Origin of the sequence: Salmonella sp. SSDFZ54 (genome assembly GCF_004010735.1) — a bacterium.
Taxonomy (GTDB): Bacteria; Pseudomonadota; Gammaproteobacteria; order Enterobacterales; family Enterobacteriaceae; genus Salmonella; species Salmonella enterica.
Genome location: NZ_CP034819.1, coordinates 3,026,515 through 3,041,818, shown reverse-complemented (window position 1 = coordinate 3,041,818; position 15,304 = coordinate 3,026,515). Strand labels below are relative to the sequence as shown.

15 protein-coding genes and 1 tRNA gene are annotated in these 15,304 nt (G+C 54.5%); 7 read left to right on the top strand and 9 right to left on the bottom strand.

Annotated features, from left to right (window positions below; all coding sequences use genetic code 11):
- Positions 1-66: 66 nt before the first annotated feature.
- The 6 genes from EOS97_RS15020 to tssH all read right to left on the bottom strand — a co-directional run bounded on the left by EOS97_RS15020 (position 67) and on the right by tssH (position 6,251).
- On the bottom strand, positions 67-552 hold the full coding sequence (locus EOS97_RS15020; RefSeq protein WP_000312802.1) for an Hcp family type VI secretion system effector: 486 nt from the start codon (positions 550-552) through the stop codon (positions 67-69).
- Positions 553-805: 253 nt separating this feature from the next.
- A complete protein-coding gene (locus EOS97_RS15015) occupies positions 806-1,252 on the bottom strand; it encodes an STY0301 family protein (protein ID WP_001804665.1) in 447 nt (148 codons plus the stop codon).
- Positions 1,253-1,264: 12 nt separating this feature from the next.
- Positions 1,265-1,375 (bottom strand): BPSL0067 family protein, encoded by a 111-nt coding sequence (locus EOS97_RS15010; RefSeq protein ID WP_077905252.1) that lies wholly within the window; start codon positions 1,373-1,375, stop codon positions 1,265-1,267.
- A gap of 62 nt (positions 1,376-1,437) precedes the next feature.
- Entirely contained in the window at positions 1,438-2,946 is a 1,509-nt protein-coding gene (tssC, locus tag EOS97_RS15005; protein WP_000013884.1) for a type VI secretion system contractile sheath large subunit, read from the bottom strand.
- A gap of 23 nt (positions 2,947-2,969) precedes the next feature.
- Entirely contained in the window at positions 2,970-3,512 is a 543-nt protein-coding gene (gene tssB / locus EOS97_RS15000; RefSeq protein WP_000996815.1) for a type VI secretion system contractile sheath small subunit, read from the bottom strand.
- 99 nt (positions 3,513-3,611) lie between these two features.
- A complete protein-coding gene (gene tssH, locus EOS97_RS14995; protein ID WP_000449790.1) occupies positions 3,612-6,251 on the bottom strand; it encodes a type VI secretion system ATPase TssH in 2,640 nt (879 codons plus the stop codon).
- Positions 6,252-6,618: 367 nt separating this feature from the next.
- Here tssH and tagK point away from each other — a divergent pair, with 367 nt between their 5' ends.
- From tagK to EOS97_RS14965, 6 genes are read left to right on the top strand one after another with little or no spacing between them, the layout of a single operon-like run.
- Positions 6,619-7,521, top strand: a complete 903-nt coding sequence (gene tagK, locus EOS97_RS14990) for a type VI secretion system-associated protein TagK (protein ID WP_001524811.1) — start codon at positions 6,619-6,621, stop codon at positions 7,519-7,521.
- Positions 7,508-8,332 carry a type VI secretion system accessory protein TagJ gene (locus EOS97_RS14985; protein ID WP_000750537.1) on the top strand — a complete coding sequence of 275 codons (825 nt, stop codon included), beginning with the start codon at positions 7,508-7,510 and terminating at the stop codon, positions 8,330-8,332. Before tagK ends, EOS97_RS14985 begins: the two co-directional genes overlap by 14 nt.
- On the top strand, positions 8,329-8,823 hold the full coding sequence (tssE, locus tag EOS97_RS14980; protein WP_000108007.1) for a type VI secretion system baseplate subunit TssE: 495 nt from the start codon (positions 8,329-8,331) through the stop codon (positions 8,821-8,823). The genes EOS97_RS14985 and tssE overlap by 4 nt, the downstream gene beginning before the upstream one ends.
- Positions 8,824-8,838: 15 nt before the next feature.
- On the top strand, positions 8,839-10,722 hold the full coding sequence (tssF, locus tag EOS97_RS14975; protein WP_000371508.1) for a type VI secretion system baseplate subunit TssF: 1,884 nt from the start codon (positions 8,839-8,841) through the stop codon (positions 10,720-10,722).
- The gene (tssG, locus tag EOS97_RS14970; protein ID WP_000145236.1) at positions 10,719-11,714 is read left to right on the top strand and encodes a type VI secretion system baseplate subunit TssG; all 996 of its coding nucleotides are present in this window, start codon (positions 10,719-10,721) and stop codon (positions 11,712-11,714) included. The genes tssF and tssG overlap by 4 nt, the downstream gene beginning before the upstream one ends.
- Before the next feature lie 10 nt (positions 11,715-11,724).
- On the top strand, positions 11,725-12,780 hold the full coding sequence (locus EOS97_RS14965) for an ImpA family type VI secretion system protein (protein ID WP_000367621.1): 1,056 nt from the start codon (positions 11,725-11,727) through the stop codon (positions 12,778-12,780).
- A 320-nt stretch (positions 12,781-13,100) separates the two neighbouring features.
- Here the strand turns inward: EOS97_RS14965 and EOS97_RS14955 are convergent.
- Positions 13,101-13,177, bottom strand: a tRNA-Asp gene (locus EOS97_RS14955).
- Positions 13,178-13,310: 133 nt separating this feature from the next.
- Entirely contained in the window at positions 13,311-14,042 is a 732-nt protein-coding gene (gene dnaQ, locus EOS97_RS14950; RefSeq protein WP_001670675.1) for a DNA polymerase III subunit epsilon, read from the bottom strand.
- 63 nt (positions 14,043-14,105) lie between these two features.
- Here dnaQ and rnhA point away from each other — a divergent pair, with 63 nt between their 5' ends.
- Positions 14,106-14,573 (top strand): ribonuclease HI, encoded by a 468-nt coding sequence (rnhA, locus tag EOS97_RS14945; RefSeq protein WP_000917872.1) that lies wholly within the window; start codon positions 14,106-14,108, stop codon positions 14,571-14,573.
- Here rnhA and EOS97_RS14940 read toward each other — a convergent pair.
- On the bottom strand, positions 14,570-15,292 hold the full coding sequence (locus EOS97_RS14940) for a class I SAM-dependent methyltransferase (protein WP_000801238.1): 723 nt from the start codon (positions 15,290-15,292) through the stop codon (positions 14,570-14,572). The genes rnhA and EOS97_RS14940 overlap by 4 nt on opposite strands.
- Between the last annotated feature and the right edge of the window lie 12 nt (positions 15,293-15,304).

Sequence of the window (15,304 nt, the reverse complement as noted above, 5' to 3'; positions counted from 1 at the left end):
GTAAATTCCTTTAAAATCAAAACAATAAAACCAGCCAGACATAACATCTGGCCGGAAAAACAGCCGTTAAATTTCTTTGTTGGCCTTGAAGTCGTAGCCTGCGGTGATGGTGCCGCCGCTGCCGCCCTGCTGGTTCTGCACCACGTATTCCTGCTTCACGGTGCTGAAGGAGAGCTCCACCGTTTCACGGGAGGCGATTTCACCATCGTGGCTGCCGCTCGGGGAAACCACGGCGACAATCAGGTCGGTGAAGGTATACTTGAGGTACTCCAGCGGATTGCCGCCAGCCTTACGCATAACCAGAATGGCCTGCGGAATGTGCTTGCCGGAGGCGCAGTATTTGAACAGGTTCGGGCTGGCGCGATCGATATAGTGATCAAAATCCAGGTTGGTGACGGAGACCTTACCGGAGCCGAGGCCGCTACCGGCGTGCATGGTGGATTCCTGATGAATATTCCAGCGCCAGCTCAGTACTTCAATTTCATTTTTGTGTTTGTCATCCATTGACTCGCCATCAATGCCGTCAATTTTTAAAAAAATGTCATAAGCCATTTTTATATCCTTATTAAGTTTTACTTAAAATAAACCTGATTTTATCTATATCTTTTTGTTTATAGATAAATCATTGCCGTACAGAATCCTTCTCCAATAACTTCAGGAGAACAGAAGACTGTATATTTTTCCGGTACCGATAATGTATTTAGTTATTTTATGAATTTGCATTATTTAATGCATATGAATAATGCTTCATAACTTCCGATAATAAAAACCATAACCTGTACTGAAATTTTCACGTCTCAAATCGCTAATTACAGATAAAAGATATAGACTGGTCTTCTGGCGATCCCTCAAAATTATGAGTCTTACAGCGAGTAGAAGAAGCAGGTATTGGTTGCGTCAACCATATCTGTTCATGACCATAAATACACGAAACCCAATAGCGATCGGTTTCTTTATCGCTAACACGTTCTGTTTCCCATACAGACCAATTTTCACCGTTTACTTTTTTAGTCTCTGGTTTGAGATCCATCAGGTTTTCAGGTTTACCCTGCGTTACCCCAATACTACTTAACCATAAACGCGACATATATCGGGGAGAAAGCTGCCACGGCGCTGGGACATCAGACTTCAGGCTCACAGCAGAAGACTGAGTATCAATAACAGCCGGACAACTGACTTCCCAGGCTACAGCATATTGTGAAAAGAGCAGAACAATACCAGGTAACAGATGAAAAGTTGGGCTTATGGTCATAATATGTATTTCCTACTCAATGATATAAAAAGCTTCGGCATTGTTACTGGCATTCGGATATGTGTCATCATTACGTACCCCACCTTTACGAGAAAGTGAGCGGGACGAAATTCTTTTCTTCATATCCCTCTTTATATTCTCTATCTTCTCTGTCTTCACTCGCTTAAACATTCATAAAATATATATCAGGCATTGCCCTGCTTCACTGACGGCAGTTTTGTCACCAGGCGCAGCGATCCCGTCAGCCCTTCAAGCTGGAAATGCGGACGCAGGAAGAATTTCGCGTCGTAATAACCTGGATTGCCTTCCACCTCTTCCACCACTACCTCTGCGGCAGCCAGCGGACGACGGGCTTTGGTTTCTTGCGAGGAGTTCACCGGATCGGCGTCGACATAATTCATAATCCATTCATTTAGCCAGCGCTGCATATCCTCACGCTCTTTAAAGGAACCGATTTTGTCGCGGACGATACATTTGAGGAAGTGAGCGAAGCGCGAGCAGGCGAACAGGTACGGCAGACGGGCGGACAGGTTGGCGTTGGCCGTCGCGTCCGGATCGTAGTATTCCTGTGGTTTTTGCAGCGATTGTGCGCCGATAAAGGCGGCATAGTCTGAGTTTTTACGGTGGATCAACGGGATAAAACCGTTTTTCGCCAGTTCAGCCTCGCGGCGGTCAGAGATGGCGATTTCGGTCGGGCATTTCATGTCCACGCCGCCATCGTCAGTCGGGAAGGTATGGCAGGGAAGATTTTCCACCGCACCGCCTGATTCCACACCGCGAATCAACGTACACCAGCCGTAGTGTTTGAAGGAACGGTTGATGTTTACGCCCATCGCGTAGGCCGCGTTGCTCCAGACGTATTTGGTATGGTCAGAACCATCCGCATCTTCTTCAAAATCAAACTCGTCCACCGGGTTGGTTTTTGCGCCATACGGCAGGCGGGCAAGAAAACGCGGCATCGTCAGGCCAATATAACGGGAGTCTTCGCTAGCCCGCAGCGAGTTCCACGGCGCATATTCCAGGTTCTGGGTGACGATTTTGGTCAGGTCGCGGGGATTCGCCAGCTCCTGCCAGGAGTCCATTTGCAGTACCGAGGGGGAAGCCCCGGCAATAAACGGCGCATGGGCCGACGCGGCGACTTTGGCGATAGAGCCAAGCAGATCCACATCGGGCGGTGTATGGTCGAAGTAGTAATCCGCAATGATACAGCCATAAGGTTCGCCGCCTAACTGGCCGTATTCGGCTTCATACAGTTTCTTGAACATCGGGCTTTGATCCCAGGCGATGCCCTTGTAACGCTTCATGTTGCGCCGCAATTCATCTTTTGACAGATTCATGAAGCGAATTTTCAGCTTTTCGTCGGTCTCGGTGTTGTAAACCAGATGCTCCATACCGCGCCACGAGGATTCCAGCTTCTGCCAGTCGGGATGTTGCAGGATCAGTTTGATCTGTTCGGTCAGTTTAAAGTCGATCTGCGCAATAATAGCGCTGATGCTTTTATAGGCGTCATCGCTGACGGTGATCGTGTTCGCCAGCGCCTGTTGCGCCAGCGTCTGCACCGCGGCTTCCACGGCTTTTGCCGCCTGGGTAGTCTTGGGTCGGAAGGCCTGATTCAGCAACGCATCAAATTCACCGGATGCGGAGACGGTATCCTGAGCAACCGCGTCGGTTGCCTGCATATTACTGTTTGCCATGAAAATTCCTTAAAAATTCGACATTATTCCGCTGATTCATTATCCGCTGACACACCTTGCTGGGTAGCGGCCGGTTTCGGCGCATTCGCCAGCGTTTTCAGCAGAGTCGGGTCCTGCAACAGTTTATTGACCAGATTTTCCGCCCCGGCCTTGCCATCCATGTAGGTCTGGAGGTTCGCCAGTTGAGTGCGGGCTTCCAGTAACTGGTTCAGGGCGTCCACCTTGCGGGCAATCTGTGCCGGCGAAAAGTCGTCCATATTTTCCAGCGTGATATCGACCATCAACTGACCTTCACCCGTCAGCGTATTCGGCACGGCGAACGCCACGCGCGGCGCAATGGCTTTCATGCGCTCATTGAAGTTATCAATATCAATATCGAGGAATTTGCGATCCGTCACCGGCGGCAGTTCTTCACGCGGTTTCCCAGCCAGATCGGCCAGCACCGCCATCACGAACGGCAGCTCGATTTTTTTCTCAGAGCCGTAAATCTCTACGTCATATTCAATCTGCACGCGCGGCGCGCGGTTGCGCGCGATGAATTTCTGCGCGCTATTGTTGATAGCCATAATCCTTCATTTCCTTTTTAGTCAACTGGTTGCCGCAAGGGGAGCGGTATACCGGTACAGTTTTTAAAATCGCACTACGGACACTTCGAACGGCCGGTTTCAGCAAACGATCTCAAAAACAATCTGCTCATCACCATTAACGCCGATATCAATTTGCCTGATAGCGGCTTTTTCCGTCATGGCCTGCAACCAGTAGCGCGACAGTTGTGGCAGGATGTGCTGTTCGATGTAGCCAATCAGCAACCGCGCGCCCGTTTCATGCATTGGACAGCACGCCACAATATGTGCGACCAGTTCCTCGCTATACGTCAGCGTCACGCCGTGCTGCTCACCCATCCGCGCCACCAGCCGGTCAAGGTGCAGACGGGCAATCACGCCACGCGACGTTTCGTCCAGTGGCAGGTAAGGGATCACCGTCACGCGGCCCAGAAATGCCGCCGGGAAATGCTTGCGTAATTCCGGCATTAGCGCCTCTTTAAGCCCCGTAGCATCGGGCATTAAGGCCGGATCTTCACACATCTGGCTGATGAGGTCGGAACCCACGTTGGTGGTGAGTAATAGCGTGGTGTTTTTGAAATCGACATGTGTTCCCTCACCGTCCTCCATCCCGCCCTTGTCAAACACCTGATAGAAGAGTTCATGGACGTCATGGTGCGCTTTTTCGATCTCGTCGAGCAGCACTACGCTCCAGGGGTGGCGACGCACTGCTTCCGTCAGCACACCACCCTCGCCATAGCCCACATAGCCGGGGGGCGCGCCTTTCAGCGTGGAAACGGTGTGAGCCTCCTGGAACTCGCTCATATTGATGGTAATCAGGTTCTGCTCACCGCCGTAGATAGCCTCCGCCAGCGCCAGCGCGGTTTCGGTTTTACCGACACCGGACGGCCCGGCCAGCATAAACACTCCCACCGGTTTGCGTGGATCGCCCAGTCCCGCCCTGGCGGTCTGAATACGTTCACCAATCTGCGCCAGCGCGCCGTCTTGCCCGGTAACGCGTTGCGCCAGTCGGGCAGGCAGTTCCAGCACCTGGCTGGCCTCATCTTTCACCATGCGCCCGGCAGGAATACCGGTCCAGTCGGCGACAATCGCCGCGACAACCGCCGCGCTGACTTCCGGGAACACCACCGGCGCGTCGCCCTGCCACTCCCTTAGCGCCGTTTCGGCCTGTTGCAGCGTGGTTTTGTCATCAGCATCAGACTCTGCGACACGCAGTTCCTGCAACGTATGTACCAGTTCCAGCTCCCGCTGCCAGCGAGATTCGGATGCAGTCAGTTCATTGTTGAGCGAGAAAATTCGCGCCGTCAGCGCATCGCGCCGCTCATCTGACTGAATCCCCATTTTTTCCTGCTTCTGCAACAGCGACCGTTCCATTTCCGCCGCTTTTAGCTGCTGGCGCAGGAACTGTACGCTGGCAGGCGGCGTGTGCAGCGTCAGCGCCACGCGGGCCGCGGCGGTATCCAGCAGGCTGATAGCCTTATCCGGCAACTGCCGGGCGGGAATGTAGCGGTGAGAAAGCTGTACCGCCGCACGTACCGCCTCATCCAGAATCAGTACGTTGTGGTGTTTTTCCAGCGTATCCACCAGACCACGCACCATTTCCATTGCGGGGATCTCTTCCGGTTCGGCAATCTGCAACACCTGAAAACGACGGGTCAGCGCCGGATCTTTCTCAATATGCCGCTTGTATTCGCTCCAGGTGGTGGCGCCGATAGTCCGCAGGGTGCCGCGCGCCAGCGCCGGTTTCAGCAGGTTAGCGGCATCGCCCGTGCCGGATGCGCCGCCCGCGCCCACCAGAGTGTGAACTTCATCGACAAACAGAATAACCGGCTGCGGCGAGCGCCCGGCCTCTTCCAGTAACCCTTTCAGACGCGATTCAAACTCGCCTTTCATGCTGGCTCCGGCCAACAGAGCGCCAACGTCCAGCGCCAGCAGCCGTACTTCCCGCAGCGCGGGCGGCACTTCCCCCTGCGCAATCGCGAGGGCAAAACCTTCGACGACCGCCGTCTTTCCGACGCCCGCCTCACCAGTCAGTAGTGGATTATTCTGGCGACGGCGCAGCAGAATATCCGTCATGGTGCGGATTTCATGCTCACGCCCCGTCACCGGGTCGATTTTGCCGTCGCGCGCCTGTGCCGTCATGTCCTGACAGTATTTTGCCAGCGCGGATTTACCGTCCTGCCCGCTGTTGGGAATCGCCTGACTGCTTTCACCGGGAATGGCTGATGCCAGGCCGGAGCCGTCATAAGGGCGCTCCTGCGCTTCCGGCGATGTTTCGATCAACGAGGGCAGTATTTCCGTCAGTTCATCAACCGGAAGCGTGGCCAGCGGCGCGCAGATACTGCTCAGTACCCGACGCAGTTCTGGCGTGGTCAACAAGGCCAGCAGCAACCAGCCGCTGCGAATTTTGTTATCGCCGTAACGGACGCTCGCCAGCATCCAGGCCTTTTCAACGCTGAGATCGATATGGTGAGAAAAATCACTAATGGCGCTGGCCCCGGCGGGCAGCATATCCAGTTGCCGGAGTAACGCTTTCTCCACATCAGAAAGAGGGATCTGGTAATGCCGAAGAACGTGGAGAATATCGTTATCGGGCTGCTGTGTTAACTGGTGCAGCCAGTGAGTCAGCTCAACCCAGGGATTAGAGCGTAGTTTGCAAAATGCCGTTGCCGATTCCAGCGACCGGAATAGTGGGCCGGCCAGTTTTCCATACAACGCACTGCGTGAAACAGGAGTTTCCATGTGTTATGCCTTGTGACATAAAAATTCATAAAAATAATGCATCAATGCATATAAATATATAAACAATTCTTTATTGATAGCCTCGAAAAAATATCGAAACAAAACAATGATACAGATCAGGGACTAATTAGCAACTAAGCCGTTAATATTAAATAATCAATGAACAGCAAGATAAAAATCGCAATTGCAGAATTAAAAGAAATAATATTTCAAAAAAGACATCTATGCATACAACAATGCATTCACGACGAAAATAATAAAAAGGGTGTCATCAATAATGACTCCCTATGAATTTAGTTAAAATTATTTATGAATTAAAACTCCCTAAACGTTTCCTCCAGAAAAATAAATACATTTAAGGGACATAATGAAACAAGACATGTGGGAATTACGGAAAATACAGTCGCAGGGTATAACGGATAACGCACAGTATCCCGCAGGGACATACATCGTATTTACTGCCGCCGCCCCCTACATTCCGCTTTTTGAGCAACATGGGAAAGACGATATCGCGCTCAGTCTTGTTCGCCACGAAGAGGCGTGGTGGATTGTTAATCACTCTGATGAACTGTGCTGTGCCGTCAATGAGCAGGTGATGGAACCTCATCACCGTATGCGGCTGAATGATGGAGATACGATTGAATGGGGTCTGTCATCCTGGTGCCTTGCCCGCACCAATGATGAGTCCCGTCCCGATGTTTCGTTTCCTCAGTTGGTTCAGTCATCTGAATCCGTTGCTGAGTACCTGGATCTGGACTGGTTTAAACAACAACAGCTCAATCCGCAGAACCCGTTCGATATTATTCCCGTCCGGGAAACCGCATCCTCTTACACCGGCCATGAGGCGGATAGCACGCTACACCAGCTTTACCAGGAATATCAGCAGGCATTGCGGCCCTCCGGGCAGGAAAAGCCCCTCCGTCCTAAACCGTTTCCCCGAAATGAAGACGCTGTCACCCAGGATTTGACGTCGTTATACGATAAAAAGGGCGACACCGACACGTTACAGGATATGGTGGCAGGCGCGCCCGGTATTGATGCCATTCTGGATACGCTGGACACGACCGGTGAGGGTGAAATGCACTGGCTGGCGATGGAATCAATGCCCGATATCCTGCAACTGCTCTCGCCGGAACAGGCGGGGAAAACCGCACATAGCGAGATACTGCCCGATCTGACCCGCCGCGAGCATCGTATTATTGGCATCGACAGCCACTACCGAATCACTCCGACACAGAAAAATGGAAATACCGCCCATGAAAAAAACTGACACGCTTCCTGCTACCCTGTCCGCGCTGATACAGGAATACTCTATTGCGGAGGGGATTCAGATGGCGGAGCAGCAGGTTCGGGAAAATCCGGCGAAAGCGCTCTGCCGCCACAGCCTGTTTCAGTTGCTGTGTGTGGCCGGAGACTGGTCGCGGGCGCTACACCAGCTTCAGCTATGCGCCAGGATGGAGGCCAATTATACCCAGGAGGCCCGGCTGTACCGGGAGCTGGTTCGCTGCGAAATGTTCCGCCACACCGTTTTTCAGGGTGAACAACGACCCGGTTTTCTTCTGCCGCAGCCCGTTTGGGTGGAGTCACTGCTGGCGGCACTCGCCTGTCATGACAATACCGGTGAGGTTGATAAACACCGTAATACCGCACTGGAAGCCATAACAGACACGGGCGGGCAGTGGAACGGCGGCGCATTTGACTGGGCGAGCGACAGCGATTCCCGCCTTGGCCCGGTACTTGAGCTGGTCACCGGCGGCGTGTATATCTGGCTGCCGTTTTCGCAAATACGCTCGCTGGAATCGCCGCAACCGGCGCGCCTGACCGATCTGCTGTGGAAACCCGTTAATATCACCCTGGTGAATGGCGATACGCACGGCGCCTGGCTCTTTACCCGTTACAGCGGTTCGGAAAGTGCATCTGACGCCCTGCGTCTGTGCCGGGAAACCGCCTGGCAGGATGGCCCCGGCGAAACCACCGTGCGGGCGCTGGGGCAGAAAGTGTGGCTGACCAGCCACGGCGATATCAGCCTGCTGGACATGGCCCATTGTACCTTTCATGCTCAGGAAAACGATGGCGCATGAGCACGTCTCGTTTTACACCCGCTAACCACCTGCTGCCCACCCTATTTGATCGGCTGTGTGACAATGCTCCGTATCAGAAAATTGACCGGGATATCAGCGTCACGCCGGTACAACTGAAGGAGATCATTCGTCGGGATCTCTCCTTTTTGCTCAATACCATTAGCCACGAGGGTGACATCGACGCCCGGCGCTATCCGCAGGCGGCGGCGTCAGTGCTCAACTATGGCCTGCCGCCGCTGGCGGGCAGCTTTATGTATGAGCATAAGTGGGACGATATCAGCGAGGCGATCCGGCGCGCCATTATCCGTTTCGAACCCCGGCTGAACGCCGCCACACTCAGGGTCACGCCCTTGCTCGATAAAACCCGGCAGGGTAGCTATAACACGCTACAGTTTGAAATTCGCGGACAAATTCTGACGCAGCCGTATCCCACGGAGTTTCTGGTACGCAGCGCGCTGGATATGGAGCTGAGCCGCATTACGTTCTTTTAATACAGGGCATTATTCATGGATCCACGGCTACTGGAGTATTACAACCGCGAACTGAGCTACCTGCGGGAGACCGGTGCTGAGTTCGCCACCCTCCATCCCAAAATTGCCGCCCGGCTGGGGATGCAGGGAACCGATATTGCCGACCCGTATGTGGAACGCATGATCGAGGCGTTCAGCTTTCTGAGCGCCCGCACTCAGCTAAAAATTGACGCCGAGTTTCCCCGCTTCACACAGCGGTTACTGGAAGTCGTCAGCCCCAATTACGTCACCCCCACGCCATCGATGGCAGTGGTAAAGCTGTATCCCGATACGCAGGAAGGCGACCTGGCGAAAGGGGTCACCGTGCCGCGCGATACCGCGTTCGTTTCCCCTATCCCGGAAGGTGAAAATACCGCCTGCCAGTTTCGCAGCAGCCAGGACGTCACTCTGTGGCCGCTGTCCATCGAGGAGGTACGCCTGACCGCCGCGCCGCCGGATATGCCCGCCCTGCACCGCTATCTGCCGCCTAATATTCATGTCGCCGGGGCATTGCGCATCACCCTGCGAACCTTCGGGGAACTGACTTTCAGCGAGCTGGCCGGTCCGGCACGGCTGCCCTTTTACCTCTGCGGCGAAGAACGCATTGCGTCACACCTGTTTGAGCTGCTGCATACCAGCGCCGTCGCCACACTGGCCGGTGAACCCGGTCACTTTGACGGCGAACTGAATGTGAATCTTCAACACCCGGTGGCGCACGAAGGGCTGGAGCCAGGGCAGGGGCTGCTGCCGCTCGCCTGGAACGTGTTTCACGGCCATAATCTGCTGCATGAATTTTTCGCCTGTCCGGAACGGTTTTACTTCTTCACCCCGACCGGATTGTCTGCCGGGTTACAAAAGGTGCAGGGCAATGTGGCGGAAATTGTCATACTGCTTAACCGCCTGCCGCCGGACTGGCTGATTCATCAGACGGACGCTGCACAGTTCAGCCTGTTCTGTACGCCGGTGATCAACCTGTTTCCCCGCACCACCACCCGGATTGAAGTTACTCACAGCGTGACGGAACAGCATCTGGTGGTGGATCGTACCCGTCCGCTGGATTACGAGGTGTTTTCTGTTCAGGAAGTCGAAGGCCTGGAAGCGGAAACCACACGGAAGATGATTTTTCGTCCGCTGTATCACACCCGTAATAATGACGAAGGCAACCACGGGCGTTATTTTTCACTGCGTCGTGAGCCGCGCCGCTCGTCAGAAAACGCCCGCCGCTATGGCACCCGAACCCCTTATACCGGCTCAGAAGTCTTCCTGTCGCTGGTTGATCAGCATGAAGCGCCCTACCCGGAAAATCTGCGCCATATCACCGTCACGGCAATGGTGACTAACCGCGATCTGCCCTGCCTTATTCCACGTAATGGCCGGGATGATCTGACCGTAGATGCGGCGATTCCGGTGGCGGGCGTGGGTCTTATCAGACCGCCGCGCCCGCCGCAGCCGCCGCTGGCTGAACGCGAAATGGCCTGGCGGCTGATCCGGCAGTTGTCGTTTAATTATCTGCCGCTGGCCGATCTGGATCACCGCACCGGCGGCCAGGCGCTGCGCGATCTGCTGAACCTGTTTATCCCGGCTCACGACAGCCCGCAGTCGCGCCAGGTGCGCAGCCTGATTGGCTGCAAAACCACCCCGGTGACCCGCCGCCTACCCGGCTCCGGCCTGTTGGTCTATGGCCGGGGCGTCAGTTGCGAACTGACCGTGGACGAAGAAGGATTTTCCGGTATCAGTCCTTACCTGTTCGGTCTGGTGCTGGAACACTATATTGCCCGCCATGTTTCCATTAATACCTTCTCGCAGATGACGCTGCACTCGATGCAACGCGGGCATGTCATGACCTGGCCGGTCAGAACCGGGCAACGGGGGAGCGTATGACCGGCGCTCTCGACCAGGCGCAGAAAACCCCCTGGCGTTACGGATTCCTGAACCTGATGCGGCGCGTGGATGCCCAGCTCTGTGATACTCCGGCAGGCAGTATCTGGCAGCCACGGATGGAAAAATTCCGTCTGGGACAGACGCCGACGATGACCTTTGCGCCACGGGAAATCGCCCAGGTCAGCTGGCAGGATGGACGCCTGCACCTGAGCCTGTACAGCCTCGGACTATGGGGGCCAAACGGCCCGTTGCCGCTGCACTATACCGAGCTGGCGCTAAACCGCTCAGAGAGCCGTCACGATCCGACGCTGGTTCATTTTTCCAATATTTTTCACCACCGCTGGCTGACGCAGTTCTGGCAGGCATGGCGCAGCGCCCAGTCCGCTGGTGGCGGGCTGGACAAACCGGAACACGACCGTTTTGCGTTTTATATCGCCAGTATCAGCGGGCAGGATCTACGGGAAAGCGCCGAAAGCCCGCTGTCAGATCATGTTCGCCTGGCTGCCTCCGCCCATCTGGTACGCGAATCGCGCAATCCTGACGGACTGGCCGCCACGCTGGCACACTATTTCAGCGTACCTTTTGCGGTGAAAGAGTTCGCCCTGCACTGGATAACGGTGGCGAACGATGAAATCACCCGTCTGGGCACGCCCGCGCAGTCTTCGGTGCTGGGCAACGGGGCGCTTATCGGCCAGGCCGTACCGGATATGCAGTACAAATTCCGGCTAATTATCGGCCCGCTCACGCTGGAGGATTACCTGCGTTTTCTGCCCGGCGGCAACAATCTGCCCGTGCTGACAGAACTGGTGCGTACGTTCATCGGTTTTGAATATTGCTGGGAAATTGAGCTGCAGTTGAAGCCTCATGCCGCACCGCCTGCGGTGATCGGCGGCGCGCAGCGGCTTGGCTGGACGGCCTGGGCAGGTAAAGCCATGCATGACCGTCCGGTGACCGGCATGATTTTTGAACCTGAACACGGCTTAACCCACTGAGAGTAATGATATGGATATGTCCCTGACTAAACCGGTAAGCGCGGAACAACCCTGCGGCCCCGATCCGGAGTACGACCCGGAATACCTGCTGCTGTTCAGTCGCGCCGCCCCCCAGGCGGAGGCGCAATATGGTGATTTTGTCAGTACGCCGGAAGCCGTGAACTGGCCGGAAATTGAGCGTGATGCGCGCCGTCTGCTCACGCGCAGTAAGGATATCCGGGTGTTGATCCTGCTGCTGCGCAGTCGCATCCAGCAGGCTGGCGCACAGGGACTGGCGGAAATGCTCACACAACTGGCAGAACTGAGCGTAATCTGGTCTGATGCACTCCATCCACAGCTGCTTACCGGCGAAGGCGCATCCGCAGAATCTATTGAAGATGCGGCGCTGGCGCGCAGTAATGCCCTGGCGGCGCTGCTGGATCACGAAGGCGTGATGGCAGACATTCGCGGTATCACGCTGTCAAACAGTGCCGCCCTGCGCCTGCAGGTACGGGATGTGGAGCGAGCGTTATCCGCCCCTCGCCCGGCTGATGCGCTGGCCCCCGAATCCGTCCGCCAGCAACTGGCCGACCTCGAAGCCCGTGGGGCATTACCGCTGGCAGCGTTTCGCGAAGCGCAGGAAAGCGCAGAACGCCTGCAAGTGTGGGCGCGTGAGACATTAGGCGATCTGTCTCCAGATTTTTCACGCCTGCGGCAGTTGTTAGCGCTGCTGCCTGACGTGGTACAGACAACCACACCGGAAATCCCTCCGTCGCCAGCGCCAGTGCCAGACCCCGCAGGCACGGTTATGGATAATGCCGTTCCGGCACGGGCAGAGGATGTGCCGCCTGTCAACGCGCCACCCGGTATATCCCTCCCACACAATGCTGAACCGGGGCCAATTCGCGATCGTAATGATGCGCTGGAGCGCCTGCGGTGCATTCGTCGCTGGTTTGAGAGCAGTGAACCCAGCAGCCCGACCATCCCACTGTTACGCCAGGCTGAAAGACTGGTGGGAAAACGGTTCTCGGAGGTGATCAATGAGATCCCGGTGGAGTTGCTGGAGAAGTGGGATGCCCTGGAGTGATGATGCGCATGTCTGGCGGTTCTCCGTGATTATCTGAGTGACATCAACATTACGCAGTCTGCTTCTGCGCTGAACATGTCCCGATCCCGGTTAAGCACCGCCATGAGGCCGCGCCTTAAATGCCAGTGGGATCAAAATAGCCATGACAGTGAAAGAAGTGGCGGTAATATCCTGTTCGTCATCCAGGCGTAGGTCCATTTGCATTAGATTCCACGATAGGCGGTGGCACTGCTGAAGACGAAAAAAAACCGTATCCCTTTTACAGTGATACGGTTTTTTTTACTTCACAGGATGTATAAAAACACCCTGAGATTTGTATCTGGCGGAACGGACGGGACTCGAACCCGCGACCCCCTGCGTGACAGGCAGGTATTCTAACCAACTGAACTACCGCTCCGTGATGTTCCCGCTGGGAACGAGGCGAATATTACGGTTTGCGGTGTCGCCCGTCAACGCTTTTTCTCACCTTTTGAATCAGTTGCTGCAAAAATCGCCCGAAGGATGATTTTTATAGCCTAAAAAGGAATAAATTATGCCCGCCAAAGGCAACTTCCGCCCTTTTTCTGCACCAGATCAAGCCGCGATTCATGCGCAGCCAGCTCTTCCTCAGAGGCAAAAACGACCCGTAACCGGCTGGCCTGGCGAACGATTCGCTGAATGGTCGCCTCACCTTGCTGCCGTTGCGTCTCTCCTTCCATCGCAAACGTCATGGACGTTTGTCCGCCCGTCATCGCCAGATACACTTCGGCAAGGATCTGGGCATCGAGCAATGCGCCGTGCAAAGTACGTTTGCTATTATCTATCTCATAACGCGAACACAGCGCATCAAGGCTGTTACGCTTGCCGGGGAACATTTTCCGCGCCAACGCCAGGCTGTCGGTAACTTTGCAGAAAGTATTGGTTTTAGGAATATCGCGTTTAAGCAGACCAAACTCATAATCCATAAAGCCGATATCGAACGATGCGTTATGGATGACCAGCTCCGCACCGCGGATATAATCAAGAAACTCATCGACCACATCAGCAAAAACCGGCTTATCCAGCAGAAACTCATCGGCAATACCGTGTACGCCAAACGCTTCCGGATCGACCAGCCGATCCGGCTTCAGGTAAACGTGGAAGTTATTACCGGTCAGACGACGGTTTATCACCTCAACCGCACCGATCTCAATAATCTTGTGACCTTCATAGTGCGCGCCTATCTGGTTCATACCGGTGGTTTCGGTATCGAGGACAATCTGTCGTGTAATTGCAGTGCTCATATCGGTCATTTATGTCAGACTTGCGTTTTGTTATCGATTTCAATTACAGGAAGTCTACCAGAGATGCTTAAACAGGTAGAAATTTTCACCGATGGCTCTTGCCTGGGGAATCCAGGGCCTGGTGGTTATGGCGCTATCTTACGCTATCGCGGTCATGAAAAAACGTTTAGTGAAGGTTACACGCTGACCACCAATAACCGTATGGAACTGATGGCGGCGATCGTCGCGCTTGAAGCGTTAAAAGAACATTGCGAAGTGACATTGAGCACCGACAGCCAATATGTGCGGCAAGGAATTACCCAATGGATTCATAACTGGAAGAAACGCGGCTGGAAAACAGCGGAAAAGAAACCCGTAAAAAATGTCGATCTGTGGAAACGTCTCGATGCTGCGTTAGGTCAGCATCAGATCAAATGGGTATGGGTCAAAGGCCATGCAGGCCATCCCGAAAACGAGCGTTGTGATGAACTGGCGCGCGCCGCGGCAATGAATCCCACGCAGGAAGATAGTGGCTACCAGGCGGAAGCTTAGCCATCCGGTTTGCGATATTGCCGGGTGGCGCCAACGGTCTGGCGGATAGGGGTTTTACTTTTATTATGTCGCAGCGGATTAAGCGTAAGCGGAATGGTCCGCTTACGGGCCACAATAAGCTGTAAACAGCCCAGCGCCGGGATATGCGTATTTAAAAGCCGCCCTCCCTGCTTTTTCCAGGGTAAGACATGAAAACGGCTATAATGTAGCACTTCAAAATTGAGTAAAGACAGCCAGTCCAGTTGCCGCATAAGGGTAAACATCCGACTATTATAGGGCGGTGTTTTACGTAAAACGGGTACCAGTTTACGTAACCCCATCAAACTCAGCGGGTTAAATCCACTGATGACCAGCCAACCGTCATCAATCAATACGCGGTCGGCTTCCCGCAATAAACGGTGCGGATCGGTACACCACGGCAAAGTATGCGCCAGCAGACAAACATCGACGGATTTATCTGCAAAAGGAAGGTGTAGCGGATCGGCCAGAACTTGCATCGGCGACCCCTGCGATGAAACATTCACCTGATGAGAGACCGCGCACGCTTCGGAATTGATTTCTGCGCTTAAATTACCGATTTTAAGCAAATGGAAACCATACATTTTTGCAAACCACGGATTGAGCTGCTGTTCCAGCGCCTCACGGTAGTAATTGCCCCAGGGCAACTCACCCCAACATCCGGGCGCAACGACAGTTTGAGAGAGCCTTGCCGGTTTCATCGCAACCTTCCG

Coding starts and splice junctions, on each gene's coding strand:
- EOS97_RS15020 (WP_000312802.1), bottom strand. CDS start 552: ATGGCTTATGACATTTTTTTAAAAATTGACGGCATTGATGGCGAGTCA.
- EOS97_RS15015 (WP_001804665.1), bottom strand. CDS start 1,252: ATGACCATAAGCCCAACTTTTCATCTGTTACCTGGTATTGTTCTGCTC.
- EOS97_RS15010 (WP_077905252.1), bottom strand. CDS start 1,375: ATGAAGAAAAGAATTTCGTCCCGCTCACTTTCTCGTAAAGGTGGGGTA.
- tssC (WP_000013884.1), bottom strand. CDS start 2,946: ATGGCAAACAGTAATATGCAGGCAACCGACGCGGTTGCTCAGGATACC.
- tssB (WP_000996815.1), bottom strand. CDS start 3,512: ATGGCTATCAACAATAGCGCGCAGAAATTCATCGCGCGCAACCGCGCG.
- tssH (WP_000449790.1), bottom strand. CDS start 6,251: ATGGAAACTCCTGTTTCACGCAGTGCGTTGTATGGAAAACTGGCCGGC.
- tagK (WP_001524811.1), top strand. CDS start 6,619: ATGAAACAAGACATGTGGGAATTACGGAAAATACAGTCGCAGGGTATA.
- EOS97_RS14985 (WP_000750537.1), top strand. CDS start 7,508: ATGAAAAAAACTGACACGCTTCCTGCTACCCTGTCCGCGCTGATACAG.
- tssE (WP_000108007.1), top strand. CDS start 8,329: ATGAGCACGTCTCGTTTTACACCCGCTAACCACCTGCTGCCCACCCTA.
- tssF (WP_000371508.1), top strand. CDS start 8,839: ATGGATCCACGGCTACTGGAGTATTACAACCGCGAACTGAGCTACCTG.
- tssG (WP_000145236.1), top strand. CDS start 10,719: ATGACCGGCGCTCTCGACCAGGCGCAGAAAACCCCCTGGCGTTACGGA.
- EOS97_RS14965 (WP_000367621.1), top strand. CDS start 11,725: ATGGATATGTCCCTGACTAAACCGGTAAGCGCGGAACAACCCTGCGGC.
- dnaQ (WP_001670675.1), bottom strand. CDS start 14,042: ATGAGCACTGCAATTACACGACAGATTGTCCTCGATACCGAAACCACC.
- rnhA (WP_000917872.1), top strand. CDS start 14,106: ATGCTTAAACAGGTAGAAATTTTCACCGATGGCTCTTGCCTGGGGAAT.
- EOS97_RS14940 (WP_000801238.1), bottom strand. CDS start 15,292: ATGAAACCGGCAAGGCTCTCTCAAACTGTCGTTGCGCCCGGATGTTGG.